General features: G+C 43.6%; 22 protein-coding genes and 1 riboswitch. Of the genes, 6 read left to right on the forward strand and 16 right to left on the reverse strand.

The window, feature by feature from the left end:
• Positions 1 to 83: 83 nt before the first annotated feature.
• The 6 genes from ASG85_RS01990 to ASG85_RS02015 are packed head-to-tail and all read right to left on the reverse strand — an operon-like array spanning position 84 to position 9,463.
• Entirely contained in the window at positions 84 to 2,237 is a 2,154-nt protein-coding gene (locus ASG85_RS01990) for a hypothetical protein (RefSeq protein ID WP_057303007.1), read from the reverse strand.
• A 53-nt stretch (positions 2,238 to 2,290) separates the two neighbouring features.
• Positions 2,291 to 3,769 (reverse strand): ABC transporter substrate-binding protein, encoded by a 1,479-nt coding sequence (locus tag ASG85_RS01995; protein WP_057303008.1) that lies wholly within the window; start codon positions 3,767 to 3,769, stop codon positions 2,291 to 2,293.
• The gene (locus ASG85_RS02000; protein ID WP_082562139.1) at positions 3,766 to 4,698 is read right to left on the reverse strand and encodes an ABC transporter ATP-binding protein; all 933 of its coding nucleotides are present in this window, start codon (positions 4,696 to 4,698) and stop codon (positions 3,766 to 3,768) included. The genes ASG85_RS01995 and ASG85_RS02000 overlap by 4 nt, the downstream gene beginning before the upstream one ends.
• 1 nt (position 4,699) lies before the next feature.
• Positions 4,700 to 7,627, reverse strand: a complete 2,928-nt coding sequence (locus ASG85_RS02005) for an FtsX-like permease family protein (protein WP_414858659.1) — start codon at positions 7,625 to 7,627, stop codon at positions 4,700 to 4,702.
• Positions 7,627 to 8,730 carry an efflux RND transporter periplasmic adaptor subunit gene (locus tag ASG85_RS02010; protein WP_063860117.1) on the reverse strand — a complete coding sequence of 368 codons (1,104 nt, stop codon included), beginning with the start codon at positions 8,728 to 8,730 and terminating at the stop codon, positions 7,627 to 7,629. The genes ASG85_RS02005 and ASG85_RS02010 overlap by 1 nt, the downstream gene beginning before the upstream one ends.
• Positions 8,693 to 9,463, reverse strand: coding sequence for an ABC transporter ATP-binding protein (locus tag ASG85_RS02015; protein ID WP_082562140.1), 771 nt, complete (start codon positions 9,461 to 9,463; stop codon positions 8,693 to 8,695). Before ASG85_RS02015 ends, ASG85_RS02010 begins: the two co-directional genes overlap by 38 nt.
• Before the next feature lie 490 nt (positions 9,464 to 9,953).
• Between ASG85_RS02015 and ASG85_RS02020 the strand changes: the two genes are divergently transcribed.
• Both ASG85_RS02020 and ASG85_RS02025 read left to right on the forward strand, forming a co-directional pair.
• The gene (locus tag ASG85_RS02020) at positions 9,954 to 11,510 is read left to right on the forward strand and encodes a spore germination protein (RefSeq protein ID WP_057303009.1); all 1,557 of its coding nucleotides are present in this window, start codon (positions 9,954 to 9,956) and stop codon (positions 11,508 to 11,510) included.
• A gap of 1 nt (position 11,511) precedes the next feature.
• Positions 11,512 to 12,732 carry a Ger(x)C family spore germination protein gene (locus ASG85_RS02025; RefSeq protein WP_057303010.1) on the forward strand — a complete coding sequence of 407 codons (1,221 nt, stop codon included), beginning with the start codon at positions 11,512 to 11,514 and terminating at the stop codon, positions 12,730 to 12,732.
• 6 nt (positions 12,733 to 12,738) lie between these two features.
• Here ASG85_RS02025 and ASG85_RS02030 read toward each other — a convergent pair whose 3' ends face one another.
• The 4 genes from ASG85_RS02030 to ASG85_RS02050 form a co-directional block, all read right to left on the reverse strand.
• Complete coding sequence (locus ASG85_RS02030; RefSeq protein ID WP_057303011.1) at positions 12,739 to 13,833, reverse strand: GerAB/ArcD/ProY family transporter; 1,095 nt, start codon at positions 13,831 to 13,833, stop codon at positions 12,739 to 12,741.
• Between the two features lie 82 nt (positions 13,834 to 13,915).
• Positions 13,916 to 14,830, reverse strand: a complete 915-nt coding sequence (locus ASG85_RS02035; RefSeq protein WP_060645236.1) for an EamA family transporter — start codon at positions 14,828 to 14,830, stop codon at positions 13,916 to 13,918.
• 49 nt (positions 14,831 to 14,879) lie between these two features.
• The gene (locus tag ASG85_RS02040; RefSeq protein ID WP_057303013.1) at positions 14,880 to 16,169 is read right to left on the reverse strand and encodes a DUF4309 domain-containing protein; all 1,290 of its coding nucleotides are present in this window, start codon (positions 16,167 to 16,169) and stop codon (positions 14,880 to 14,882) included.
• 324 nt (positions 16,170 to 16,493) lie between these two features.
• Positions 16,494 to 17,477: an SLAC1 anion channel family protein gene (locus tag ASG85_RS02050; protein ID WP_060645237.1), complete on the reverse strand. Its 984-nt coding sequence runs from the start codon at positions 17,475 to 17,477 to the stop codon at positions 16,494 to 16,496.
• Positions 17,478 to 17,680: 203 nt separating this feature from the next.
• Between ASG85_RS02050 and ASG85_RS02055 the strand changes: the two genes are divergently transcribed.
• Positions 17,681 to 18,358, forward strand: a complete 678-nt coding sequence (locus ASG85_RS02055; protein ID WP_057303016.1) for a GntR family transcriptional regulator — start codon at positions 17,681 to 17,683, stop codon at positions 18,356 to 18,358.
• 62 nt (positions 18,359 to 18,420) lie between these two features.
• Here the strand turns inward: ASG85_RS02055 and ASG85_RS02060 are convergent, their stop codons facing one another.
• Entirely contained in the window at positions 18,421 to 19,041 is a 621-nt protein-coding gene (locus ASG85_RS02060) for a nitroreductase family protein (RefSeq protein WP_060645238.1), read from the reverse strand.
• Between the two features lie 242 nt (positions 19,042 to 19,283).
• Here ASG85_RS02060 and ASG85_RS02065 point away from each other — a divergent pair, with 242 nt between their 5' ends.
• Both ASG85_RS02065 and ASG85_RS02070 read left to right on the forward strand, forming a co-directional pair.
• The gene (locus ASG85_RS02065) at positions 19,284 to 20,660 is read left to right on the forward strand and encodes a dipeptidase (RefSeq protein WP_057303018.1); all 1,377 of its coding nucleotides are present in this window, start codon (positions 19,284 to 19,286) and stop codon (positions 20,658 to 20,660) included.
• Between the two features lie 24 nt (positions 20,661 to 20,684).
• Positions 20,685 to 21,191, forward strand: a complete 507-nt coding sequence (locus ASG85_RS02070; RefSeq protein ID WP_057303019.1) for a GNAT family N-acetyltransferase — start codon at positions 20,685 to 20,687, stop codon at positions 21,189 to 21,191.
• 183 nt (positions 21,192 to 21,374) lie between these two features.
• On the opposite strand, the gene ASG85_RS02075 is transcribed toward ASG85_RS02070, so the two are convergent.
• A complete protein-coding gene (locus tag ASG85_RS02075) occupies positions 21,375 to 21,776 on the reverse strand; it encodes a RidA family protein (protein WP_057303020.1) in 402 nt (133 codons plus the stop codon).
• Positions 21,777 to 21,789: 13 nt separating this feature from the next.
• On the reverse strand, positions 21,790 to 22,671 hold the full coding sequence (dapA, locus tag ASG85_RS02080; RefSeq protein WP_057303229.1) for a 4-hydroxy-tetrahydrodipicolinate synthase: 882 nt from the start codon (positions 22,669 to 22,671) through the stop codon (positions 21,790 to 21,792).
• Positions 22,672 to 22,794: 123 nt separating this feature from the next.
• Here dapA and ASG85_RS02085 point away from each other — a divergent pair, with 123 nt between their 5' ends.
• Positions 22,795 to 23,667 (forward strand): LysR family transcriptional regulator, encoded by an 873-nt coding sequence (locus tag ASG85_RS02085; protein ID WP_057303021.1) that lies wholly within the window; start codon positions 22,795 to 22,797, stop codon positions 23,665 to 23,667.
• Positions 23,668 to 24,194: 527 nt separating this feature from the next.
• On the opposite strand, the gene ASG85_RS36745 is transcribed toward ASG85_RS02085, so the two are convergent.
• The 3 genes from ASG85_RS36745 to pyrF form a co-directional block, all read right to left on the reverse strand.
• On the reverse strand, positions 24,195 to 24,395 hold the full coding sequence (locus ASG85_RS36745; RefSeq protein ID WP_057303022.1) for a putative motility protein: 201 nt from the start codon (positions 24,393 to 24,395) through the stop codon (positions 24,195 to 24,197).
• 20 nt (positions 24,396 to 24,415) lie between these two features.
• Positions 24,416 to 24,501, reverse strand: a riboswitch (cyclic di-GMP riboswitch).
• An 81-nt stretch (positions 24,502 to 24,582) separates the two neighbouring features.
• Complete coding sequence (gene pyrE, locus ASG85_RS02090; protein ID WP_060645239.1) at positions 24,583 to 25,224, reverse strand: orotate phosphoribosyltransferase; 642 nt, start codon at positions 25,222 to 25,224, stop codon at positions 24,583 to 24,585.
• Positions 25,225 to 25,263: 39 nt separating this feature from the next.
• The gene (gene pyrF / locus ASG85_RS02095; RefSeq protein ID WP_060645417.1) at positions 25,264 to 25,953 is read right to left on the reverse strand and encodes an orotidine-5'-phosphate decarboxylase; all 690 of its coding nucleotides are present in this window, start codon (positions 25,951 to 25,953) and stop codon (positions 25,264 to 25,266) included.
• Positions 25,954 to 26,048: the final 95 nt, after the last annotated feature.

Raw genomic sequence — 26,048 nt, forward strand, 5'->3', positions numbered from 1 at the left:
CATATGAGCAGCTAAACACTTATGACTTCTTGTGACCAAAATGAAAAAAGCGAAGGCTGAATGCCCTCGCTTCCAATAATGAATTAGTCCGTAGTGATAAACCAATCAGCTTTCTGTGTGGCCAGCAGCTTTCTCTGGCCTTGAAACTCGTCATAAATACTGAGTGTATACTTCTCTAAGAATTTGGTGTTATAAATGAGACCCGGATCTGGATTTGTAATCTTGAAATTCTCTCGCTTACCAAGACGCATCTTCGTATCTTCATCAGCGGTTGAGTCCCCGTTGATAACGTCGAAATCTTTGAAATCAAACTTTTTCTCAAATCGTTTAATCCCACCGCCATCTTCAAAAACAAGCAGCAAGTTATGGCCTTCGGTATTAATCTCTGTCAGTTTTTCTTTCGTTAGCTCGTAGTTGAATTTTATAGTAAATACTTTATCCTCAATCGATGTCCCAATTTTATCAATCGTAATGGTATAGGGGAATAATTCTACATTTTTAAGCGTTGTCGCAACATTCGTCTTCTCATCAGGCAGCCAGTAGGAAACTGGGTTCACATAGGAATCTGCAACGGCTTTCTCCCCTTCTGACAACTTCCCTTCTGTCACTGCTTCTCCAAGAAGTAAGCTCAAATTTGCTGTGGTGTAACCTTTTGGCACAGAAGCCCATACATTTAATAACGCTTTTCCAGTTGGACTAATCTTGTTCTTTACTTCAGCGACAGTTGCCGGGAAAACCGTTCCATCCGATGATCGGAAATTGGCGACGAACTTAGATACATTCGTGAAACGCTTCTCCAAATTGGTTGCTTCCACCATAGCGGAGTACATGATATTCGTTTTATCCTCATAAGTGGATACACTTCGAACTACATACTTCGCTTTACGTCCAATATCATTGGATGTGTAGGACTGCCCCATACCAATGAAAGGAATGGCCTGAAGCTCCGCCTGTGTGGAAAACTCCAGCACATCCGTTGCTGCAGTACTGCTTGTACCAGTATCCGTTCCTGTCGGAGGTGTATCTCCTTCATTCTCTTGAAGAACTAATTTAATTTGAGAAAATTCATATGTATATGGCACTTTACCAGCAATTTGCAAATTAACGCTCGCTCCTGCTCCCAATCCGATTACTTTAGCCGTCTGAATGAGCTTGGCATCGATTTTCACAGCGCCATCAAGAAGGAAATACCCTGATAATTTCGGGATAGGAAGTGACTCCTCACCTTTATTACTTAGTGTCAAATCGGCCGTTAACAGATCTTGATCTTCCCAAGGCAGTCGGTGCAAGCCATTAAGCTGCGTTGTATAAATACCTGATTTACTTGTGAAGGAATACTCCTTACCTACAGAGCCGCCTTCTTGCTGTGTAACGGCAGGTAGCCCAAAATTCGCAACGGAAACATTCAATTTCAAGTCAGGAATTGTTTCTGCAACTGCCAATTGCCAAGCTTCCGCGGTAACGGCTACCGGAATAGAACCGGATAGCTGAATTTCTTTGGTTTCCTTCGGATTGATCTTCAAATCTTTCAATCCTTTGGCTTCCAGCGGATAAAGCAGACCTTCTTTCGTGCGAATCGAGAAGAGGTAAGAAGGAATGGTAACGGTATGATTGCCAGCGTTCTCTAAAGTCAAATATACGGTGGGAACGTGATATTTTTCATTCTTGTTACTGACAAACTTTTTAATTGAAGCTTTCACGTTGGTTCCATTTACAGAAATTACTGCAGCACCATCTGAAGGCGTAACATCTGTATAGGTATCCGGTACCGCGACTTCACCCAGGACACGTTCAAAATTGGACTGGCTAAAATCCCATTTGATAAATTGGACAGCAAGATCTTGCAAGTTCGTGCTTGTATTAACGGTCGCATAGAACGTTAAATCTGTCGTTGAACCGGGAGCAACCCGGTTCTTATCCTTATCTGCAGGCAGCAAGCGTGCTGAAAATTGATTGCCGGATTTGCTTTTCAAACGAACCCAATAATCAATAAATTGCAGCTCACTGCTCCCTTCGTTGTGAATCGTAATGGTAAATGTCGCGAGCTTCCCGTTTTGATCAGGCAAAACATGGATCTGTTTCAATTCAAAGTAACTGCTGCCTGTGATGGAAACCTTACCGATAGTCGTAGTTATAGCAGATGGACTGCTATCTGCCAAAACAGGCGTTACAGCTCCGAGCGCCAATGCGGCAGACAAGGCAATGGTTGCCAAGCGATAGCGTTTCTTGATGTACATGATAATGAGATTCCTCCTTCATAATATGATCTTATTTGAAATTCCCTCCTGCCTTAGCCAGCAGGTACAGCCTGTTGTATCATCGGGTTCATAGGCGTATTCGGGTTTTCCTTCATTTGTTTAAGCATCGCATCGCCCTGGGTTTGCCATTGCTTGAGCGCTTCGCGAGCTGTCGTTTTCCCTTGAAGGACATTCATAAACTGAGTATGACCAATTTCTTGTACCTGATAAATGTTAGGATTAGTGCGATAAATTTTCGTGTTATTATCCATTGGAGCTGGTGTCACATTGTAGAAAGCTTCCATATGGAAGTCCAATCCATCTTTGGGCTTCAAATATTTGGAGCGGGCAACCAAGTTATAGGAGCTATGAGATTTCAATTTTGCCCAATCCTCGCCATTAATGAATTTTATGAATTTCCAAGCATCATCAGGGTTTTGCGCTTTGGCATTTATACCCATAATACCATTCATATAGATGGATCCGCCAACACCTTTTGCTTCCGGATGGGATGGGATCGTTACGACATCCCATTCGATTGGTGTATAGCCTTTAAAATTGGCTGCATTTTTGTTAGCATTCGCAAGCTGTTGAATTTGACCATAATTGATAATCGCCATAGCCAATCGGCCTGACATGAAATCATCATACGCAAAAGGGTTATTTTGATCATACTGACGGTTCATTTGCTTTTGCGGATCCATCATCTCTGGGAACACTTTTTCTTTTTGCATCTGAGCCATTTTTGTCCAAACTTTTTCCCATTGGTCCGTATCCACCGTCATTTTCTCACCGGCATCATCAAACATTTTCAATTGCAGTGGAGCTGTGTACATTTGCATGCCATAGAACAAATCTCCGCCTTGAGATTGCGTTGTAAAGGAGAAACCATTGATTCGACTCTCTCCTTCCCCTTTAACAAGGCGTTTGGAAAGATCGAAAGTTTCATCCCATGTCATCCCATCCTTCGGAAAATCGACTCCCGCATCTGTGAACATTTTCTTGTTATAAATGAGTGCCGAAGAGCTGAATGTCGGAGCAAGTGCGTAAAGCTTCCCGCCGCCTGCATTTTTCATGCCATCGATAACCGCCGGAACGATTCCTGCGGTGTCGAATTTATCTTTCGTTATTCGTTGATCCAGCTGTGTGAGCATGTTGCTTTCAATCATTTCCGGCAGCTGTTCATATCCAAGCATAACCACATCCGGCGGATTATCACCCTGCATCACTTCCTTCAGCTTCTCCATTGGATCGGGCATTTTCTCTCCAGGTTGAATGTTGCCATAGCGGTACTTCTCATCCATCGTTGGAATCATTTCAATCTTAATATTGGGATTGGCGAATTCAAATATTTCGGTGAATTGTTGTCTGAAATACTCATCATCACCTCCGTACATCATAGAAGTCGCGATCTTAAGCACGCGCTCCTGTTTATCATCGGTTTTTTCCCCTTTGGTACAAGCAACAGCTAGTGGAGCTACCATAACCAGTGTTAGGGTTGTAGCAAGCATTTTACGCGATAACTTTTTCATTTTGATTTTCCTCCAACGGTTTGTGAATTTGATTCCATTCGTTCGTTATCTTCACTCGTAGATAAATCTTTCGGTGCTTTAATCATAATTTTCTCGCCGTCAAACTCCATCGTAGCTTTACCGTCAATCTGCAGTGCGTTCAAGTAGGCCTTCGGAACCTGCAACCGTCCCGCACGGTCTAGAACCACATATTCCTCATGGTCTTCACTTGTGAGCCCAGCCGATGTTCCATCAAGCGTCGAAAACGAAGGATTGCGGGCAATAAACTCCGAACTTGTCATACCGTCTCGAATGGCAACGACTCGCCCTACTTTGCCTGCCATGGACATATCATGGGTAACAATGACAATCGTCACTCCCAATTCTTTATTCAGCCGTTGGAAAATAGAAAGAATCATATCCGCCGTCTTCGTATCCACCGACCCCGTTGGTTCATCCGCTAGCAGCAAACGCGGACGGTTTGCAAGCGAAATCGCAATAGCCACGCGCTGTTGTTCCCCACCTGACAGTTCTTGCAGCTTGTTATTCAAGCGGTGGCTGAGGCCCACCCATTCAAGCAACTGTTTCGCGTAGACAGGGTCATAGTTCCCGCTGAGCATCATTGGCATTTCCACATTCTCGAGCGCGGTGAGGTAAGAGACAAGATTGCGCGCATTATTTTGCCAGATGAAGCCGACCGTATGTCGTTTGTAATCAACCAGCTGCCTATCAGTAATCTTCAGTAAATCCCAATCGCCGACTTTCACTTGACCTGCAGAGGGGCGATCAAGCCCTCCTAATATGTTCAGCAATGTGGACTTGCCGCTTCCGCTATTCCCGATAATGGCCATAAGCTCACCGGCATCGATCTGAATGTTTAGCCCTTGCAAAGCGACAACTTCAATCTCGTCTGTTTTATAAATTTTGACTAAGCCTTCGCAAGTAATCACGCTATTTCTCCTCTCCCAGCTTCACAGCCTGATGAACGCGCAGCCTTCTAATGTGTAAGAACAGCAGCAGTGCCCCTGTTATCATCATGAAAGCAACCACGAAATATAGCTGATAGGTGTCTTTGGAATCGAAAACAACTCGGAACGGCGGCACCTGCGTCTTCACATTCTGGGAAGTTTGAAGGAAGGGCAGGAAGAAATAACTCGTTAATTTACCAATTCCGATGCCTAACGCGATGGACAACCCAGCTGTAAAGCCTTGCTCAAGGAGCAGCATGCCAGTCAATTGTTTGCGGGAAAGCCCCATGGCGCGAAGCACCCCAAACTGTACAACTCTGCTGGATAAATTGAAGAACCAATACAGCATATAGCCGATTAAGGACACGATCACAGAGACAAGAAAGCCCAGGCTAAGAATGCCAAAGACGCCGCCTCTTGCTGGAAGCTTCTTCTGAACAATAAGCTCGTTACGTACATCCTTTACGGAGGCTAGCTCAATCCCTTTGGCTTGCAGAGTTGCAACAATCGGTGCAACTTTAGCGTCAGGTTTCATTTTGAGCCATACTTCATAGGGAGTAGTAGGTGCCTGATCGTATATGTAATCCAAATTTGCTATGAAAAATGGAGCCTGATCCGGATATTGACTCGGCCAATATGGCAGGATACCAACAATCACGAATTCCACAGGTTGCTGACCGATGGTTATCGAAAGCAGATCACCCGCTTTAAGCGCATATTTACTTGCATAATTCGAAGGTATAATGACAGCTTGCTCATAGCTCCCGAGCAAATTCAAGTATTGATTCGGATGAGCTGGAAATAAATCGGGTCGGAACCAAGCAACTTTAGCAAAATCGGCATTATCGATTCCCATGATCATTCCCTGACCGGTTGATTTACCAGAAACAACAACGTTTCCTTTCATTTGCAAAACTCTGGCCGCAGCCTGGACGCCCTCAAGATCACGGAACATTTGAAAAGGCGGCTCGACGTAACGAATCTTGGAGGGTGCCTCCTCTCCAGGTTTCGGACCACCTTGACCTTGGCCTCCACCCGCTCCAGAGCCACCGCTGCCACCGTTATTACCTCCGGCACCAGATGTCCCGCCCCCCTGAGCTCCACCGCCGCTTTTCCCTGCGTTCGGATCCTTCGGCAGTTCGTCTGAGAATCCTTCCCATACGGTTTGCAGCACAACATCGGTACCATATTGATACATGATCCTCTCCGTCGAGTTCAGATCGATCGTACGTGCAGCCGAAGAATTGTACACGCCTAGACCGAGCGTAAGAATGAGCAGAAGCATGAGCGGGTAGTAGGATTTGGCTGAGCGTGAAAGCTGAACAAGCGTCAAGTATAGCGGCACGGGAAGGAATTTCCGTCCAAGCCAGCCGAACAATCGCAGCAACCACGGAAAAATGCGCAGAAAGAAAAGTCCTAGCGCAAAGATCGAGAGTGCTGGAACGAAAAACAGCAGCGGATGAACCTGTAATTGATCGGTCGTTAGCCCTGTTTGTACGGACAATACTTGGCGTTGATCAAATAAGTAGAAGCCGTAGCCAACAAGTCCTAACAGTACGATATCGATGAACCACCGCTGCCATAGTGGCGAGCGATCTGACCTTGCGAGCTGCTGCTTATAGTTGACGATCGAAGATCTTGCGAAAAGGACAGCTGGAATCACACTGGCAAGAATCGCAATCAGAACTGCGAGCCCGCCGTAAAGCATCGCCTCATTCGTAAAACTAACAGGAATCGATTTACGATCAACGAACGTTAGAAATCCGCTGGAAGAGCCGATACTTTTGGCCATGAACCAGCCCATGAAGGGTCCAATCAGCAGTGCAATCGCCCCAAGTAATAAACCTTCCAGAAAGTATATTCCCACAATCTGCTTCGTACTGCCCCCACGGCTTCGCAGGATGGCAATCACACCACGCTGTCGATCAAGCGATTGTCTGGCATTCATCACAATGTAGTAGAAAACCATCGCAATCATTGGTGCCGCTAATGTGAATAATAAAATCTGCATCTGTAGACTTTGAGCTTTAAATTCAGTAAGAATCGGTTTAAACGAAACATCTACCTTTGTATTCTTGAGTTTTTGGAACAAATCGATATCCAGACGCTCCAAACGGTTCTCAAGTGGCGATAATTGACTGGTTTGGATATTCCGCAGATCGAATGCATAATACCAATTGGCGAGTTGAAGCGGAATCTTCTTCTCCGTCAACAACGTTTTCATGAAAACATCATCATGAATAATAAGTGCGTTTACTAACCCTTCTAAGCCTTGAAACCAATAAGCACTCGTTTCACTTTTGGGTTTGAAGGAACCAACGATCTTCACTTTTAACAATTGACTCCCGCCTGCACCCGAGACCGAATAACTGAATATATCCCCTACATGCAGATCGTTTCGAAACAAAGCTTCTTCTAGGACCACAGCTTCCAATATCCCATTTTGCACTTGCCCAGAAGCCATCTGGCCGATTGACCATTCAACCTGATCGGTTAATCCGCTTAATGTCGTTAATGTCATTTGTCGACGTTTACTAGGGTCTGCTTTTGTCCCATCTGCGGGAGTTAGCTGCGCTCCTTTGATGGTATAGCTTCTTGCATAGGTCTGTAATGGAAAGCCAACATCTTTCGGAATTTCATCTTGTATATACACATTGACGTCATTGAGCTCTGTAAGCCCTGCACGTTCTGTCCCAACAGCTTGATAGCGCATGAGCAATGAGCCTGCTGGAAGTCCCTCGCTCTTTTCTTCTAAAGATTTGGCGACGACTCGCTTCAGTGACCCATCGGCATACATCGGAATGCTCGTGGTAAAAGCAACAGCCATCACTAGTCCAAGCAAGGTGCTGAGCGTTAGCCAGCGGGTATTCCACATTTTCCGAAATAAAAACCGCAGCATCGGCATGGACATTAGCGACCCACTACTTTCTGTCCAGCTGTGAGACCTTTTACAATCTCCACATCCGTTGACGTCTGCTGACCAATTTCCACGTCCACTTCCTTCTTATTTCCTTGATTATCAATGACTTGGACATAATTCCGACCCGAATACGAGCGAAGTGCAGCCAGAGGGATCGTCGTGGCGTTTTCTTTTCTTTGTGTAATAATCGTGACACTTAGCGGTGTTCCTCGATTCAGCCCTTTCGGAAACTCACTAAGCTGAACGACCAAATAATTATCGATCGTGTCCTGCTCACCTTGCCCACCTTGACCAGGAAACCCGCCGTTATTATTGTTGTTGTTTCCAGCTTGCGGATTCGGAAGCTGCTTCACTTTCCCTTTGTGCTGGCCGGCAGAATTAATATCTACCTGCACATCCATGCCAATAGCTACTTTCTTCGCATCATCTGCACTAATACTTGCGGCCACAGTTAGTTCATTCAAATCAGCGAGAGTCGCAACGGATTCTCCGGACTTCACGGTATCGCCTTTCTTGGCTGTTACAGTGACAATGGTTCCGCTGAACGGAGCGAGCAGCTGCGCTTTACCAACTTGTGTTTCAAGCTTGGTCAGTTCTTCACGCTTCAACTCAAAATCAATCTTGGCCTGCTCGATTTGCTCAGGCGACATTTCATCCGCTTTACGTAGTGTTTCGATCATCGTAAGCTCATCCTTACGAGTTTGAAGCTTCTTTCGCTTCAGATCGCTCGCCATATCCGATACATCAAGCTCCGCGATCGGCTGCCCTTTTTCCACGGAATCCCCATTCTTCACAAGAATGGCACTGATCCGTTTGGCGGACATATCTTCGGAGAAAAACAGCTTCTCCTCTTGCAAAGCCATTAAACGCCCACTCCCTCTCACTTTCGTTTCAAGGGTTTCCGTTTTCACCGTGTATTCGGGCTTTTTGGAAAGCTTAGGTGGATTAATCGTCGGAAGCGATTCTTCTTCCTGCTCCATAGGCAAAAGTGAACACCCAGACGCAAATAGTATTGTTGAACATACAAGAAGTGCAGCTAATGGCTTCATCGTCCAATTACGTGACGAATCTTCCGTCCACCATTTCGTAAACATGATCGGCAACCTCCAAAATTGTAGGGTCATGTGTTGTCATACATATCGTGACTTGCTCTGCTTTCATAATGCTGCGGAAAACGGACATAATCTGCGCCCCCATTTGCGAATCCAGCTCAGCTGTAGGCTCATCCGCCAAAATAAGGGAAGGCCGATGCGCAATCGCCTTTGCAATCGCCACACGCTGCTGCTCACCACCGGAGAGCTCATACGGACGATGGTGCATCCGCTTGCCAAGCCCAACGAGTTCCAAGCAATGCTTCACTCGCTCTTTCCACTGGGAACGCGGAATACCTGCCATTCGCAGCGCTAGCTCGACATTTTCCCAAGCAGACAGCAAAGGCATTAAAGCATAAGATTGAAAGATAAAACCAATTTCCTTGCGACGTATCAACGTCCGTTCATCGTCACTGCTGAGATGAAAGGCATGCTCTTGAAACAAAATCTCCCCCTCATTCGGCTGATCAAGCCCCCCAATTAAATTAAGCAGCGTTGTTTTCCCGGAGCCGGATCGGCCTTTGAGCATGACAAGCTGCAGCGGTTTGAGCTCCATCTCAATCCCTTTCAGTACCTCTAACTTCTGGCCTCCAACTTGAAAGGAGCGGTGTACACCACTGACCGTTAATAACGGAGAATGAAGTTGGCTGTGACGAAAAGAGCGTTCATCAGAATGCGGCTCCTCATCGATAGCCAAAGCGTCAATTGCGCTTCTTTTGCGAAACCAGCTTGCCATTTGGTATAACTTCCTTTCATTTCCAAACTGTATGTATGATAAAATAGACGGCAGATCTTTCCAAAAGGTTTCATGAAACTGAAAATTTCCTGAAAGCTTTTTGACGATGTATCCGTTTGTATGAATCTATTAAAATATACTATGAAATGGAAAATATATCCATACAACGAATTGCCTATTTATAATAGCTCCGCTTCTCATCGCTATTTCCTCCTTCATCCTTATATTTGTAGGATAAAGCAGTTTTTTTAAGAAAAAAGCAGGGCAAATATAAAGTTTTTCTTAAATTATTGCAGTAGACGAACTTCAAACAGTGTTCGTTATTGCCTGTATGACGACCATCCCGGATACTTGATAACCGTTAATATCTACGAATAGACCTTCATTTTCATAGCATATCCATACTGGAATAATCATGCATCTAATCCAATTCAGAGGGAATAATAATATCGATCGAATTTCCGTTATGAATTGGGGAGGGCAATCTACATTGGCACTGTTTTTTACAAAGAAAAAGAAACGAAAACTACAATCTTCACATCCTACGCCAACCCCTTCTACCCAACAGAAGCTCGACTGCTCACTTTCAATGAATGCTTATGAATTACATGATATATTCGAAAATTGCAGTGAAATCGTCTTCAGAGAAATTACTTTCGGGACGTCTCAGAAGATACAAGCACAGATGATCTGGGTTGATGGCTTAGTCGAGCGTGAGCAACTTGAAAATGAAATTTTAGAGTCCTTATTACATAAATCTTCAAGTACGAAACTTCATCCTGATTCGGATAAGGAATCAATACTTGAATCAATAAAAAATAGTGTTTTAAGTGTTGCTCAGGTTAGCGAGCTAACAACCATCGGTGACGTTGTAGATAAAATTTTAACAGGTGAAACCATCGTACTTTTTGACCGCATCTCCATCGCCCTATCCATAAGCACCAAGGGCGGTGCGGTTCGCACGGTTTCTGAACCCCAAACAGAGGTCGTTGTTCGTGGACCTCGACAAGGATTTACTGAAAGCTTAAGAACCAATACAACGCTTGTTCGCCGAATATTAAAAACACCTAAACTAAAAACAGAAGTTTTCAAAATAGGTGTTTTAACAAAAACAGAAGTAGTGATTGCCTACATTCATGGGTTAGCAAGTCTTGAAGTGTTAGATGAGGTAAGAGAGCGACTCTCACAAATAGATGTGGACACTATTCTCGATAGTGCCTATATTGAAGAGCTTATTGAGGACCATTCTTATACGTTGTTCCCTCAAATTGCCCACACGGAGAGACCGGATAAGGCTGCAGCAGAATTGGCGGAGGGGAAAGTAGTTCTCTTTGTCGATGGCTCACCTTTTGTATTAATCATTCCCACAATTTTCTTTCAATTTTTTCAATCCAGTGAAGATTACTATGAACGATTTCCAATGGCATTTGCGGTTAGATTAATTCGCTATCTTTTCTTTGCTATTGCTCTCGTTTTACCATCTTTCTATATTGCAGTCATAACCTATCATCATGAAATGCTGCCTGCCCAATTACTCATTAGTATAGCAGGATCCCATGAGGGAGTACCATTCCCCACATTTATTGAAGCACTGTTAATGGAAATTACCTTTGAAGCGCTACGAGAAGCCGGGGTTAGACTTCCCAAACAAGTGGGACAAGCGGTAAGCATTGTCGGTGCTTTAGTCATTGGTGAGTCCGCCGTCCAAGCAGGTATTGTATCTACTGCGATGGTGATCGTAGTTGCCATTACAGCTATAGCTTCCTTCACCATCCCAGCCTTTAGCGTAGGTATTAGTATCCGATTAATGAGGTTCCCCTTGATGTTATTGGGTGCGGTCCTTGGTTTATATGGTATTATGCTTGGTTTGTTAGCCTTGTTGGTGCATCTCTGCTCACTAAGTTCGTTCGGGGTACCCTACTTCTCTCCCATTGCTCCATTTAAATGGAGAAGTATGAAGGATCTAATTGTTCGAGCCCCAATATGGGCAATGAACAGAGTCCGTTTGAGAAAACCAAACAGACTACCGAAGAAAGGAACGGAATGAAATGACTAGAATAGCTTTACGATTAAGCTATATGTTCATAATTCTTTTAATGATTGCCGGTTGCTGGGATCGGCAAGAAGTCGATAAGCTAGCCATTGTCATTGGTCTGGGAATTGATGTCATCTCTGGGCCGGAGCCGTTTCTAATTACTGCACAGGTCGTAAGCCCCTCTACTCAGAAAAGCGGCCAAGATGGAGGACAGGATAATCCATTTGTCATTCTTGCTCAAGGAAAAACAATCTCGGAAGCCATCCGTAATTTTTCCAAAGATACACCAAGAAAAATGTTTTTTGCTCACAATAACATCATTGTTATCGGTGAGAAGCTTGCCAAAACAGGCATTCAGGATTTCATGGACTTTTTAGATCGGAGCCCTCAATTTCGGAGAAATGCATGGCTCATGGTAACGCCTAAAACGGCTAAAGAAGTCTTACAGTCCAAATGTGATCTTCAAAAATACTCAGCAATCGGCATGAAAGAAATGATTTATGAAAGATATCATCCCTTCTCTAACAAAATGCAAAGAAAAGATACGATGAGCAGGCTAGAAGGCCCATCCGCTGCAGCCCTCGCATTAAAGGTTGATATCCTAGATGAGAATCAGCTTGAATCAAAAAAATTGAAGGAAGCAGGGAACACGGTTCAAAATCTGGATAAAAATTCAATTACAATTATGAAACAACTTCGGATTAGCGGTTTATCTGTATTCAATAAAGATAAATTTGCTGGGTACCTGAATGATGCTGAAAGTCAGGGACTGCTTTGGTTCCTTGGTGAGCATAAAGAATATCCGATAAGACTCTCTTGTCCAAATTCTGAACAAAAGTATATAGTTTTTCTTTTGAATCAAACGAATAAAAAACTGAAGCCAGTTTTGGATCATCAGCAATTGGGGATGAAAGTTGAGATTGGTAATAATGCTATTGTTTCGGAAAATAATTGCCCGGATCTAAGTCTTTTTAATCAACAAGATAAAACGAAGTTAGAGCAGCAATTGAATTTAGCCGTAAAGAAGCAAATGATGCAATCCCTAGATAGAGTAAAAGAATTGGGAACGGATGTCGTTCATTTTGCTGATGCCTTTTATCAAGAAAATCCCGCTGAGTGGCAGATGCTCGCCCATTCTTATGAGAAACGATTTTCGGAAATACAAGTTACGGTAGATGTAAAATCAAGGATTCGGTTAACCGGCATGACATCTGAGGCTCATACTCGCAACTAAAAGATGTCAGCTCTTTTTAGTACGAAGTGTCCCAATTATCCAGAGCAAGGACGGAATACCCAAGATCAGAATCGGCAGCGTAAACATTTCGGTAAAATATTTAGGATAATAGTAATCCGACTCCATAATGTTTCTTGGCAAGAGTGCAATAATGAAGACAATAGGAGCATTAAACCAGAGTATGTTCTTCCAGTTTTTCAGCTTCAGAAATTGCCCCATCCCATAGCAGGCTGCAAAGAAAATAACCGATAATCGAATGAATACACTAGCTAGCCAGACAACAACGAAAATGACGTCCACATTTTGAATAAAATCAACAACCGAGATCACTCGAATGATTTCAAAATAGGGATACCACATCTTTGCAGGCATATGGGGTCCGAAGGTTGTAATCACAAATAAAGTCGTCAAAGCAACCAGAAGACTTGCTACGAATGTTCCTATAACTGCAGCTGAAATCCCAGGTTTAGGGTTGGGCATAAACTTAATAAGCATAATGAGGATCACATTCTGTCCTATGATTGCTGCAGGCGGAAGTGCTCCTTTTAGAAGGGGCATGAGAGGAATGTCCTTAAACACGGGTAAAATGTATTCGGTGCGCCAGTTATTCAAACTTAGCAGTAACGTCAAAAAGACAATAAAGATGATTAGTGGCCCAATAAATTCAGCGCACCTCCCAATCACTTCAATACCTTGACTAACTGCGTACACAACAACAGCTAAAATGCCTGCGATAATGACCCAGGAAGGAGTGTGAGGCATAATTAAATTCATACGGTTCGTCAATTCACGCATAATCACACCTGTCACGGAGTACCATTGAGCAAAATAAATCAGTACCACAAAGCTTCCTAACCATTTTCCTAAAATCAACTGTGAATATTCAACAAAAGATTGATTGGGATAAAGTTGACTAAGCTTCGCGGCTGCATATACAGCCCATGCGCAGATCCCCCCGCAAATTAACATGGAGATCCAGGCATTTTTATGAGAAATGGCTATCGTTTGACCAATCGTTAACAATAAGGCTACACCAACAGCCATCGTGGTCATGAGCCAAAATATTTGATTGGCGGATAGCTGTGTTTTTGCTGGCCTCACTTAGCAGACTCCTCTACACATTATCTGACCAGTATTGACGTTAATCATTTCAAATATAACCAAAAAAAAAGCTTGAGGTTCATCAAGCTTTTCGATTCCGGACCGTATTCTTATTAGACGATGATTTCGATATTTCACTAAAACAGATGCCCAGTAGGATTAAAATAACACCAACCCATCGAAGCCAGGATATCGTTTCGCCAAGTAAGAAATAAGCGCTAATAACTGTAATTGGAAGCTCCACAGCGCTAAGTATACCAGCCATTCTGCCGCCAATTCTCGGAATTGACACGAGCATAAATAATAAAGGCAATGCTTGTCCGACTAAACCTGTGATAATCCCCCATCCGAATAGTCCATTCCATAAAACCCCAGATGTTAAGTATGTGGGAGGATACATCGGAAATAGCGAAAACGCTCCTATGGTAAGGGTCAGTGCTGCGCGAACAATCGGTGAAGACTCATTACTCATATACTCGGGTAAATATAAACTTATTGCGAAACAAAGTGCGGCTAGTAAACCATATCCGATCGCTAACAATGAAAGATTCGGAAGCTTCGTTTGGAATAAGCCAACCGCTAATACCGTTCCCCCAAGAATGAAGGCTATTCCTATCCATTTCTGCGGCGATGGCAGTACACGTTTAACAATAACATCCAATAATGTAACCATCCAAGTGACTTGGAAGAGCAAGACAATACTTAAGGAAACAGGTAGAAGCGTTATCGATTTAAAATAGAAAAATATGGCCCAAGCTGATGTTATACCTGTTCCTATGATGAAGAGCCAATCCTTCCCTCGTGGGAACTTAACACGCTTAATAACTGGCAAAATCATCAGCCATAAAATAATCACGGCGAACCCATACTGTGCATTAGTCAAGTCCATGATAGTGAAGCCTTTATTATATAAGAAATCTACTAAAGGGGCTGTAAAGCCTAAGAAAGATGCTGCCAATAGCATAAGAAGTGTATAAATCCATGTTGAACGGAACATCGTTACCCTCCATTTATAAAACCTTGCTGCTAAACAAAATGCTCAAGTGCTATTTATTTCCCATAGGAGTATCTGCTTTAGGAGAATATACACCGAAATGGTCAAGACTTGATTCACCATTTACTTGACCGGAAGCAGTGAAGTTAAATTTCAATTGATAATCTCCAGCATTATAAATAAGAACTTGTTGATTGTTGATTTGATCAATCTTATCAGGATTCCCTAATATTTTCTCAATTATGGATCTGGTTAATTGGGAAACATCTCGTGATGGGTCTGCTAGAGAACCATATGATCTAATTTCGTCAATGACCTCTCCCTTCCCAACAACAAAAGTAAAGCTTCCATGTCCCATCCCTAATGAGTAACTTTCCGAGTATTCACCTGTGGTATTCTTTGCATCAGGTTGACCTAGCTTCTGATGGATGTCATTGATCAATGTTTTGCCTACAATAAAATCTGTTCCTGAGACTTGCCCTTTTTGGGCTAACTCTTTCATTTGTTCCAAAATGACTGAATGATCAACAGAACCGGTGTCGGCGACTAGTCCATTATTTACCAATCGATCAAGTAATGTCGCTGCTTCAGCACGGGTTATAATCTTCTGAGGTAGGAAGAGGTTCATATCTTCACCCTCAATCACTTTATTTTTTATAGCAGTGGCTACATAAGGACGAAGCGAAATCGAAATATCTTTTAAATCGGAGAACCGTGTGCTCAGCAAGTCATCAGCCGATGTCGCATCAAGTAACTGAATTTTGGAATTTTGTTTGATAAGGGCTTTTAAGATAACTGCAGCGGCATCTTCTCTTTTTACATGTTGTAGAGGACTAAAGTCTATACCGCCATTCGTGTTTGGATTGGAAGTAAAGAAGTCTTTCGTTTCTTCCACAAAATGATATGACCAGCGGTTCAGCGGAACATCATTAAAATCTTGATTGGTTGACTCGTTTTTCAAGTTGAACATTTTTGCAACCATAGTTGCCAATTCTTCACGATTAACGGGGTTATCGGGGTTAAATTGATTATCATTATCCCCGTCTACAATTCCTTTTCCAATAAGGTCTTTAATGTTTGCTTCAGCCCAATGGCCTACGATATCGCTAAGAATTGGCCTTACGCCTCCGGCAGTGTTTACTGGCAGTCCCGAATCGTTGAATTTGAATTTTTCTCCGACAAGTCCACTAGAGATATTTACACGTTGTCCGATATCATTGATTTGTTCTTTGACTCCTTTTATCGGATCTGAAACTTCCGAATTTGTTGCATATACAAATGAAGCTCCGCCAACTAATAAAGAAGTAATAGCAATTGAACTAATTAATTTAAAGTATTTCATTAAAAGAATCCTCCTAATACGTACATTATTATTTCCAATGGAGTGGATAATTAGTAACCGTAGGCACTTCAATCATGATAGCTTGCATACCTTCTATTTTGGATTGAAATATTACTTCCGACTCAGATTCCGACTCTATAATGACAAAATCCTTAAGGTTAAGAGAAAGATTTAATCTGAATCTTATTAAACAACCAAAGGACATTTCGACTTTACAAACATACAAACCATTGATCAATATTACTATTTCTATGATAATGATAAATTTTAGCAATGATAATGAAAGACACACAAAACGTACGCACTCCTGGTATCCAAGAATAATTACCCATTTAATAAATTTCCATTGAAGAGAATGATAAGAGTTCGAATAAACAGAACTAAGAGAACAACACTTAGTAACGTAAGAATCACAGCCGCGATGTCCATTAACAACCATGAATTTACAAACATCGCATACTTCAAAGCTGCATTACTAAGTGCCGCCATTGGAAAGCTTACAGCCCACCAAGAAGCCCCGAACGGTACCGACTTTTTGAACACTTTGACAAATAAGACAACGAATAAGAATAAACCAAAATAGAATAAGATTGATGCAAACTGATCAATACGCTGCATGAAATTCGTATAACCAAGAAAACCAACCTCAAACGGTGCAATCAGTATGATCAGTGATGGCGTTAACCCTGCTGGCATAGGGGCTTGATGAATGAGTCTTGAAACAATCATGGTGAAGAAAACTAAGGCAACAATACCTCCAATAGCCAAACACAAGAGATTCACCTCATGTGCCCATGTGAATGGCATTGTTCCTCCTGCAACAGCCACATCGATTGTAGCTACCCCGGGAATAAGCCATGCAGGAACCGCATTACCCTGTTCTTGGTTCCCGTTCAACAATCGAGAAACGATAACATAGCTTAGTATTAACGTTGTCACAGTCCCGATGATCCAAATAACCTGTCCCAAACTTTGGCTGTATGAACTAAGCACAGAAGAAAGCAGAAGAAGTGCAATTGTAATCGTACCGAAAAAATTTCCTGCTATGGGATGTGTAAATTCCCCCACAACTTTACGTGGATATAATACACATTTAGAAATGTAAGCAATGCTTAGCGCGATAAACATGATGACAGCAATGAGACCAATCACTTCTGCAATGATTGGGGATGTACCGAACAGTTTGCTAGATTGTCTCCATGCTAAAGACAAACCCGAGATCCCCATAACCGACCCGAATAAATTAACGGGCAGGAATTGTATAGAGCCCATTCCCTTGTGTTGCTGCACCACAGATGTTGTTTCCATAACAATCAACCTTCCTTTGTTTCCATTAATATGTTACCTAATTGATTGGTTAACCTGTTATCTATTTTAATATTCAACCTACCTTCCTGTCAACATAATCATTTGAAATCATTAATTTAAACCCCTACTTGCAACAAATAGACAAATTGTTTAAGCTTAACATATCCAGATAACTAGTCATTTATGAAAGTTGGTGATCATCCTTGACCTTAAAAATAGATTCGCTTATAACGATTGATTCACAATCACCATTACCAATTAACATTCAAATAAAAGAACAAATAAAATTGCTAATTGGCAGCCAAGTACTTTCTCCTGGAGATGATCTTCCTTCGACTAACCAATTAGCCGATCATCTTTCTATTAATCGAAATACTATCCAATGGGTTTACTCTCAATTAAAAGATGAAGGACTGCTAGTCATTCAAAAGGGTCGCGGAACTCGCATAGCAGATGAAAATAAAATCGAAGAATTTAAGCGAAGTAACCCTTACTATCCATTCGTTAAAGAAATGATGTCCCAGTCAAGTGAGGCGGGTTATCACTCAGAGCACTTACTTTTGGCAGGGTTTGCCTATTTGCAGCTTTATGGCAAACCTGTCAAAACCCATTCCACCTATTTGTTTGTCGAATGCAAGGTGCAATCATGCTACTTTTATTTAGATGAGATTGTAAAAAATACATCTGCTGAGATCCAGACGATTGATATCGATGCCCCAGAACACGAATTATTAGACTCGATTCGACGTGCTGATGTTATTGTAACGACATCGGAGAGAGGTGATCGTGTTAGAAACCTTAGCGGCGCTGCTGGTAAAACAATCATCACAGTAGGCGACCCGAATGATGTATCTTTGCTTCTCAATCTTATACGTCCATAAGTCTCCAAAATAGTAAAAGACCATTAATCGCCACCTTCATAGCGATTAACGGTCTTTATTTTTTAAATATATTTCACAAACTCGCCAATCGGTTTACGATAACCGCGCGGCCGCTGGCTTGACGTATCTTCTTTCCCTATCGTAATTAACATAGCTGGAACATAGCGTTCATCTATTTGAAGAGCCTCAATGAGCTTGTCTGCTTCAAAACCGATCATTGGACAAGTATCCCAGCCTTGATCTTTCGCAGTAAGCATAAATAACATGGCCGATAGACTTGCATTCCGGATCGCCTCATCTCGCTTGAACGGCTCTCCCCGTTCTTCATAGAAATTTGTCACTTGCTGCACTTCGGCATCTAACTCTTGTTTACTAAAGAATCCTAAATGGAAAAGTCCTTCATTTATTCTTGCAGAATCCTTATAGGCTTCCAAATCGCCAAGAACTACAATAACTGCAGACGAGCTTAGAATTTTGTACTGTTTATAAGAGGCATCATACACCTTCTGTTTCACCAAAGGGTCTGTGACAACAACATAATTAGCATGCTGTAAGTTATAAGCGGATGGTGCAAATTTAACCAGGGCAAAAATTTGCTCTAATTCTTTTTGTGAAATATCGATCCCTTGCGTGAATTTGCTTGCAGATCTTCTAGATTTTACAACCGATTCAAAATCATTCAACGTAAAGTCCCCCTAGCAATTTATGTAATAGATGCTCAATACTTTATTCTAGTAGAGTAATGACTCGATAGCAATATGAAATTACATTTTTCGACATTTTTCTATGATTCACCTAACACTGTTCAAGAAAGGTTCGATTACGAATCACATAATCCAGAACTTATTTGCAGGAATTTACTTGCATTTGGGGAACTTAAAAGAAGCAACAATCTAAATGGCTTATAAAGAAGGAGAAAACAAACATGATTGAAACGATCAAAACTTATTTGAATGAGCAAAGGGATCAACACATAGAGGAATTAATGCAGTTTTTGCGGATTCCGAGTATAAGTGCTGTCGCCGAGCATCAACCAGACATGATTCGTTGTGCAGAATGGACGGCTAAATCTTTGAAAAAAGCCGGTCTTGAGAACATTGAAATTATGTCTACTGGGGGACATCCCGTTGTCTATGCAGACTGGTTGCATGCTCCGGGTAAGCCAACTGCGCTTGTCTATGGACATTATGATGTTCAACCGGCTGAGCCGCTAGAGCTGTGGAACACACCTCCATTTGAGCCTGTGATACAAGATGGCAAGCTATTTGGCCGCGGCAGCACCGATGATAAAGGGCAATTGCTGCTTTATGCCAAAGTGATTGAAGCTTTTTTACGAACGCACGGCAGTCTGCCTGTTAATGTGAAGTTTTGTATTGAGGGTGAAGAAGAGATTGCGAGTAAGCATCTTCCTGCCTTCGTTGAAAAGTATAAAGATAAATTACAAGCCGATACCATTGTTCTTTCCGATACACAAATGCAAGGACCAGGAAAACCTGCACTTATGTATGGTCTTCGCGGGCTAGCAGGGTTTGAAATTACGGTCGATGGCGCAAATAGTGACCTTCATTCGGGCCTGTTCGGCGGCGCTGTTCAAAATCCGATTCACGCTTTATCGAAGGTGCTGAGTTCCTTCCATGATGAAAATGGTCGAGTAGCCGTAGAAGGCTTCTATGATCGCGTCATTGAGCTCTCAGACAAAGAACGCGAAGCCTTTAAACAAGTAGAACCCGACGCGAACAAGGTTCGATCGGACTTACATGTTGAAACACTATATGGGGAAAAAGGGTTTTCGTTCTACGAACAAACGACTTCTAGACCAACCTTGGAAATCACGTCCGTGAGCGGCGGCTTTCAGGGTGAAGGCATTAAACCAATCATTCCTAATCGTGCTAGCGCGAAAATAGCTTGCCGTCTCGTTGCCGCACAAGTACCCGAGGAAATCATGGATGCGGTTGAAAATCATATCCGCGCCATCTCGATGCCTGGTGTAAAAGTAACCCTAGACCGCCAGCTGCGCGGAAATCCTTTTATCACGCCAATTGACGAGCCAGTTATGGTAGCAGCTGCGGAAGCTTATGAGGATACCTATGGCGTTTGGCCTGTATATACTCGAAGCGGAGGTTCAATCCCTATTGTTGAAGTGTTGGGACGTGTATTAGACGCCCCCGTAGTGCTGCTTGGCTTTGGTTTGCCAGGTGAAAACCTGCACGCACCGAATGAGCATTTCCATTTGGTCAATTGGGATAAAGGTACAGAGACCATCAGCCGTTTCTGGCTGAAACTAGCCGCAATGAGTAAATAAACACTGAAAGGAAAGATCCTTAACATGAGTACGAATCACCTAACGATCCGCAATGCCAGCTTGGAAGACTTAGCAGAAATTGTACGAATTTATAATTCTACCATTGAAGGACGCATGGTTACGGCTGATACAGAACCCGTGACCACTGCGAGTCGCGAAGGCTGGTTTCATGAGCACTCAGCGGATTTCCGCCCTTTATGGGTATTGGAAAACGGCAGCGGTATTTGTGGATGGCTCAGCTTTCAGTCCTTTTATGGCCGCCCCGCCTATAACGCAACAGCAGAAGTCAGCATTTATGTCGATGAAGCTTTTCGCGGCCAAGGCATTGGTCGTTACCTGATGGAGCACGCAATAGAGGCTAGTCCAAAGCTGGGACTGAAGACACTGCTCGGCTTCATTTTCGGTCATAATGATCCCAGCCTCCACCTTTTCCGTAAATTCGGCTTCGCCAATTGGGCCCATCTGCCCGGCGTTGCTGAACTTGACGGAATCGAACGCGACCTCATCATTCTTGGTAAACGTGTAGGATAAAAAATAAACAAAGAGCGCTTTCCCCTTATGCCCGCGATTTCAAATCGCCTTCTAAGGGGACAAGCGCTTTTTTTAATAGAATTTATATGTTTTGGGTAAGGGGTAAGCAAAGCTTACCCCTTATTTGTTCGAGCGCTCCAGGTAAAGCGCGTTTTCCGCGCTTATTTGTACTAATAAGCCTTACTACAAGCCACTCAATTCGTCTACCATCTGAGCTTCAACCTCAATCTCTATCAACAACAAAGGATCAATTAAAGCCTTCACTTCAACCATCGTTGCCACGGGCTGCACGTCACGGAAAAACTCCCCATGTGCCCTGCCGAACTCCTGCCATAGCGAAATATCCGTCACATACATACGTGTTCGAATCACATCTGACATTTGCCCACCGAGTTCTTGCAGCGCCTGCTCAATCGTCTGGAGGACGAACCGCGTTTGTTCATACGGATTACCGATGCCAACTACCTCTCCATCCCTCATTGCTGTTGTGCCAGCAACTTCGATCCGGTCCCCCACCCGAATCGCCCGACAATAGCCTACAACCGGTTCCCAAGGTGAACCTGTAAATACCCTATTACGATTCATAACTCTCTTCCTCTCATTTTTGTAAATAAGCAGCTAACTTCTTCTGCAAGCCTTCTGTCACAGAAAGCAGCGGCAACCGAAGTGTTCCGGATTCAATGATACCTTGCTGCTCAAGCAGCCATTTGAGAGGTGCTGGATTTGGCTCTTCGAAAAGTAATCGAATGAGTGGCAGCAACTCATCGAATAGCTTTTTGCTCATCTCGTGTTGTCCCGCTTCAAAATGCTGATAAAACGATACAAACCGCTCAGTCATTACGTTCGCTGACGCGCTCATAACCCCTTTAGCACCGGAGCTAAGTGCCTCAAAAAGCAGTGAATCCTCCCCACACAAGACGGGCTTGGAGCCTAAACGAGTAAGCTCAGACACCAATCGGGTGTTAGGCGTACAGTCTTTCATACCTATGACACCATCGAGTTCAAGTATCGTACGCACGGTATCAAGTTCCAACGTCACTCCTGTGCGATGCGGTATTTCATATAAAATGACAGGCACACCAACGCTGGCTGCCCGGCGAAAATGTTCAATGATCCCTTGCTGACTCGGCCTATTGTAGTAAGGCACGACGACTAAAACGGCGTCAGCCCCTAATTTCCCAGCAGCCTCCGTCTTTTTCACCGTGGACAACGTATCATTCGTTCCTGTACCAAGTATGAGTGAAGCGTCTACTTGCGCAGCCTCGCGAGCTGCTTGTGCCGTATCGAATAAGATCGACATCTCCTCATTCGTAATCGTCGGCGATTCCCCTGTTGTCCCATTGACGACCAGTCCGTCTACCTCATCTTGAAATAAATTATAAGCAAGATTATAAAAAGAGGATGCATCCACCTCGTGTTCCTCATCAAACGGCGTAATAATGGGAACATAGATCCCATGTAAGTCTTTCTCTCTTAACATTCCAATCATCTCCCAGTCCTCATTCATTTGTATATTCACTTTAGCATGGATCATTGGATCACAGTTAGCTATAATAAATGATAAGACTCATCAAAAATTTTAATAATAAAGCGAGGGGTTCCCATGGATTTAACCTATTTCCGAACCTTTCGGGAGGTTGCACGGAGAAAGAGTTTTACACGAGCTGCTGAAGAATTGGGCTATGCGCAATCGAGTATTACGATGCAAATACAAAAGTTGGAACGAGAATATGGGGTCCCTCTTTTCGAAAGATACGGGCGTCAGCTTCGGTTAACTGCACCCGGTGAAAGCTTGCTAAAGCTAGTCTTGCAAATGCTTGACCTCTATGATCAATCCAAAGAAATGATAACAAGCGAAGTCAGTGGAACACTGACGATAGGTACGATTAACTCACTCGCTGCTTACTATTTACCACCCTATTTACATGTGCTGAAACAACAATTTCCTGGACTGAATATCCAGCTCTTCCCTGATAGTGAAGCTTCCCTTATTACCAAAGTAAGAGATGGGGACTATGACATTGGACTCCTACTAGATCGTTATCCTGCAGATACCACACTTGCTTGTACAAAGGTCAGGGAAGAACCTTTAGTTTTGGTGGCACCGCTTGAGCATCCGCTAACGAAACGAACACAAATACAGCTAACTGATTTTCAGCAAGCCGAATTTATCGTTACAGAAGAGGGCTGCATCTATCGAGGTATGTTTGAAAAGTTACTAAAAGATCATGCTGTCCCGCTTCAAATTGGATTTGAACTCGGTAATTTAGAAACCATAAAACACTGCGTCATGAATGGGCTCGGTATTGCCCTGCTGCCCCAAATTGCTGTACAGAACGAACTGGAACAAGGAAAACTTGCCCATCTTCCTTTTTCACATTCAGACTTGAAATTGGACCTTCAACTGCTGCTGCACCCCAAAAAGTGGATGTCCCAGCCTTTGCAAACATTCATTCGACAACTGACAGAAGGTTAACCTCCTCCAGAAAGAAAAACGGATACTTCGTCCTTTAGAGTCGATCAGCAGCTTTGTGAAGTTAGATGGGCTATACTGGTTACACGCCTAAAGGCTATTTGGCAAAATTATAGTTGTACCTCATTTCGAACCCATTTGTTACGAAACTGCCTTAATAGGACCAAATTGTTGTACGTTATGCAACATCTAAGGGAGATTAGATGGATTTAGGCAGCAATTGTTGCACTCTCTGCAACATCTTTCAACAACGAATAAGCCTTCATTCATCCAGCAACCTCAATCCAGGATATATGACAATTTATCCGGACCTCAATGTAGAGTAAGATTGGTCGAATAAATTGACGATCTCTTTTCTATAACATAGCCATCAGAGTTCTCACATGCTAAGTTACTTTAATTTAGGCCCGTCGCTCTACACTGTAAGTTCTCCCACAGAAGAGAAAAAAACATCACCCAAAACATATTAATTAAATAATGAAAAAAGAAGCTCTCCTTTTCGTAAAGGTAGAGCTTCTTCTGTTATGAACTTATATGCGGATATCGAGATTGCCACCCAAATGCGGTGTCGCTGAAGCGGTAACCAGCTGTTGGGATTTAGCAAAATCCTGTACTAAAGTACTAGATGAAGCTGCTTGCATATCACTTACTTTGCTTAAAAGCTGAAGGCCAACGGCTTGCTTCAAAGCATCTCCACCACTAATCGCAGTTAGAACACTATTGATATTCACGAGCACTCCTCCTCTCATCGTTCGGTAGCTGGCAAGCATACGGTGTAACCGAGTAGCCCCTATAGCTTTGCGTCTGTCGCTTTCGCGTCATTTGCCATTTCGCAGATGTTAGGCAGTACCTATCACTTATCCAGTATAGGATATACTTACATAATTCGTCAATCCTCGCAATTGAGCAAATACAGACCTACACACCAAACGCAGCAGGATTCAATCTCCAAGAACGAAGCAATTCCATGTCCTCTTGTTTGATTTTCCCCTTCTCCAGAGCCACTTCAAGCAGTGTAGAGTAGTTGGAAAGTGTGTACAGTGGCATATCAGCAGCTTGGAATGCATCGGTAGCTTTATCTAGCTGATAGGAGAAAATCGCGAGCACACCCAACGCTACAGCGCCAGCTTCTTTGACAGCAATAGCTGCTTTCAAAGAACTGCCACCCGTAGAGATCAGATCCTCAATCACGATCACCTTTTGACCTGGTTTCACAGTACCTTCAATCAAGTTTTCCTTGCCATGTCCTTTGGCTTTATCACGAATGTAGATCATCGGGAGACCTAGCTTCTGAGCAACCCAAGCGGCATGAGGAATGCCGGCTGTTGCCGTACCAGCAACAACCTCAGCATCCGGGAATTTCTCTTGAATCAAAGCTGCGAAGCCGTCGGCGATCGCTTCGCGTATAGCTGGGTGTGACATCGTCAGACGATTGTCACAATAGATTGGCGACTTCAGGCCAGAAGTCCATGTAAAAGGCTGCTGCGGTCGAAGTGCCACCGCTTCTATATCTAATAATGATGCTGCAATATGCTGCGCGATTGTTTCGAGTTGACTCATATTCCTACCACCGTTCCTTCCGTTGTTAGACCAAGCATGCTAAACGATTGAATCGATAATCGCTTCAATTGCTGCTCTTGGATCCGCTGCGCCTGTGATCGGTCGGCCGATCACGACATAATCCGTCCCCTGCGCGAACGCCTCAGCTGGTGTCATGATGCGCGATTGGTCGCCCACGTCGGCTCCCGCAGGGCGAATGCCTGGCGTCACGGTGACGAACCCGTCACCGCATGCTGCCTTAATCGCGGTCACCTCAAGCGGTGACGCGACGACCCCCTGAAGCCCCGCAGCATGCGCCAAGCGGGCATAACGAATGACGGCCTGCTCAACCGTACCGGTCAGGCCGATCTCGTCGTTCAGCACCTGCCTACTTGTGCTGGTTAATTGCGTCACGCCAATAACGATCGGGCGCGAACCACCTACAGCTAGCCCCTTGTCAACACCCTCCAAGGCGGCTTCCATCATTTGCTTGCCTCCGGCAGCATGGACATTGAACACGTCCACCCCAAGGCGCGTCACGCTTTCCGCGCCGCCTTTGACCGTGTTCGGAATGTCGTGCATCTTCACATCGAGGAACACCTTGTAGCCGCGATCCTTCAGACTCGCGACGAAGCCAGGACCCGCAGCATAGAACAGCTGCATGCCTACCTTCACGTAGCAAGGGATGCCTTCGAGCTGCTTTAGCAGCCCTTCAGCACCTTCTGCGTTCGCATAATCCAAAGCGACCATAATGCGTCCAGTAACATCTGTACGAGTTAGTGTACTCAAGTTCGTCACTCTCCTTAGAGTTTTGCTTTAGCAAAACTGACTTCGTAAGCATAGTC

It is taken from the genome of Paenibacillus sp. Soil724D2 (assembly GCF_001427935.1).
Taxonomy (GTDB): domain Bacteria; phylum Bacillota; class Bacilli; order Paenibacillales; family NBRC-103111; genus Paenibacillus_E.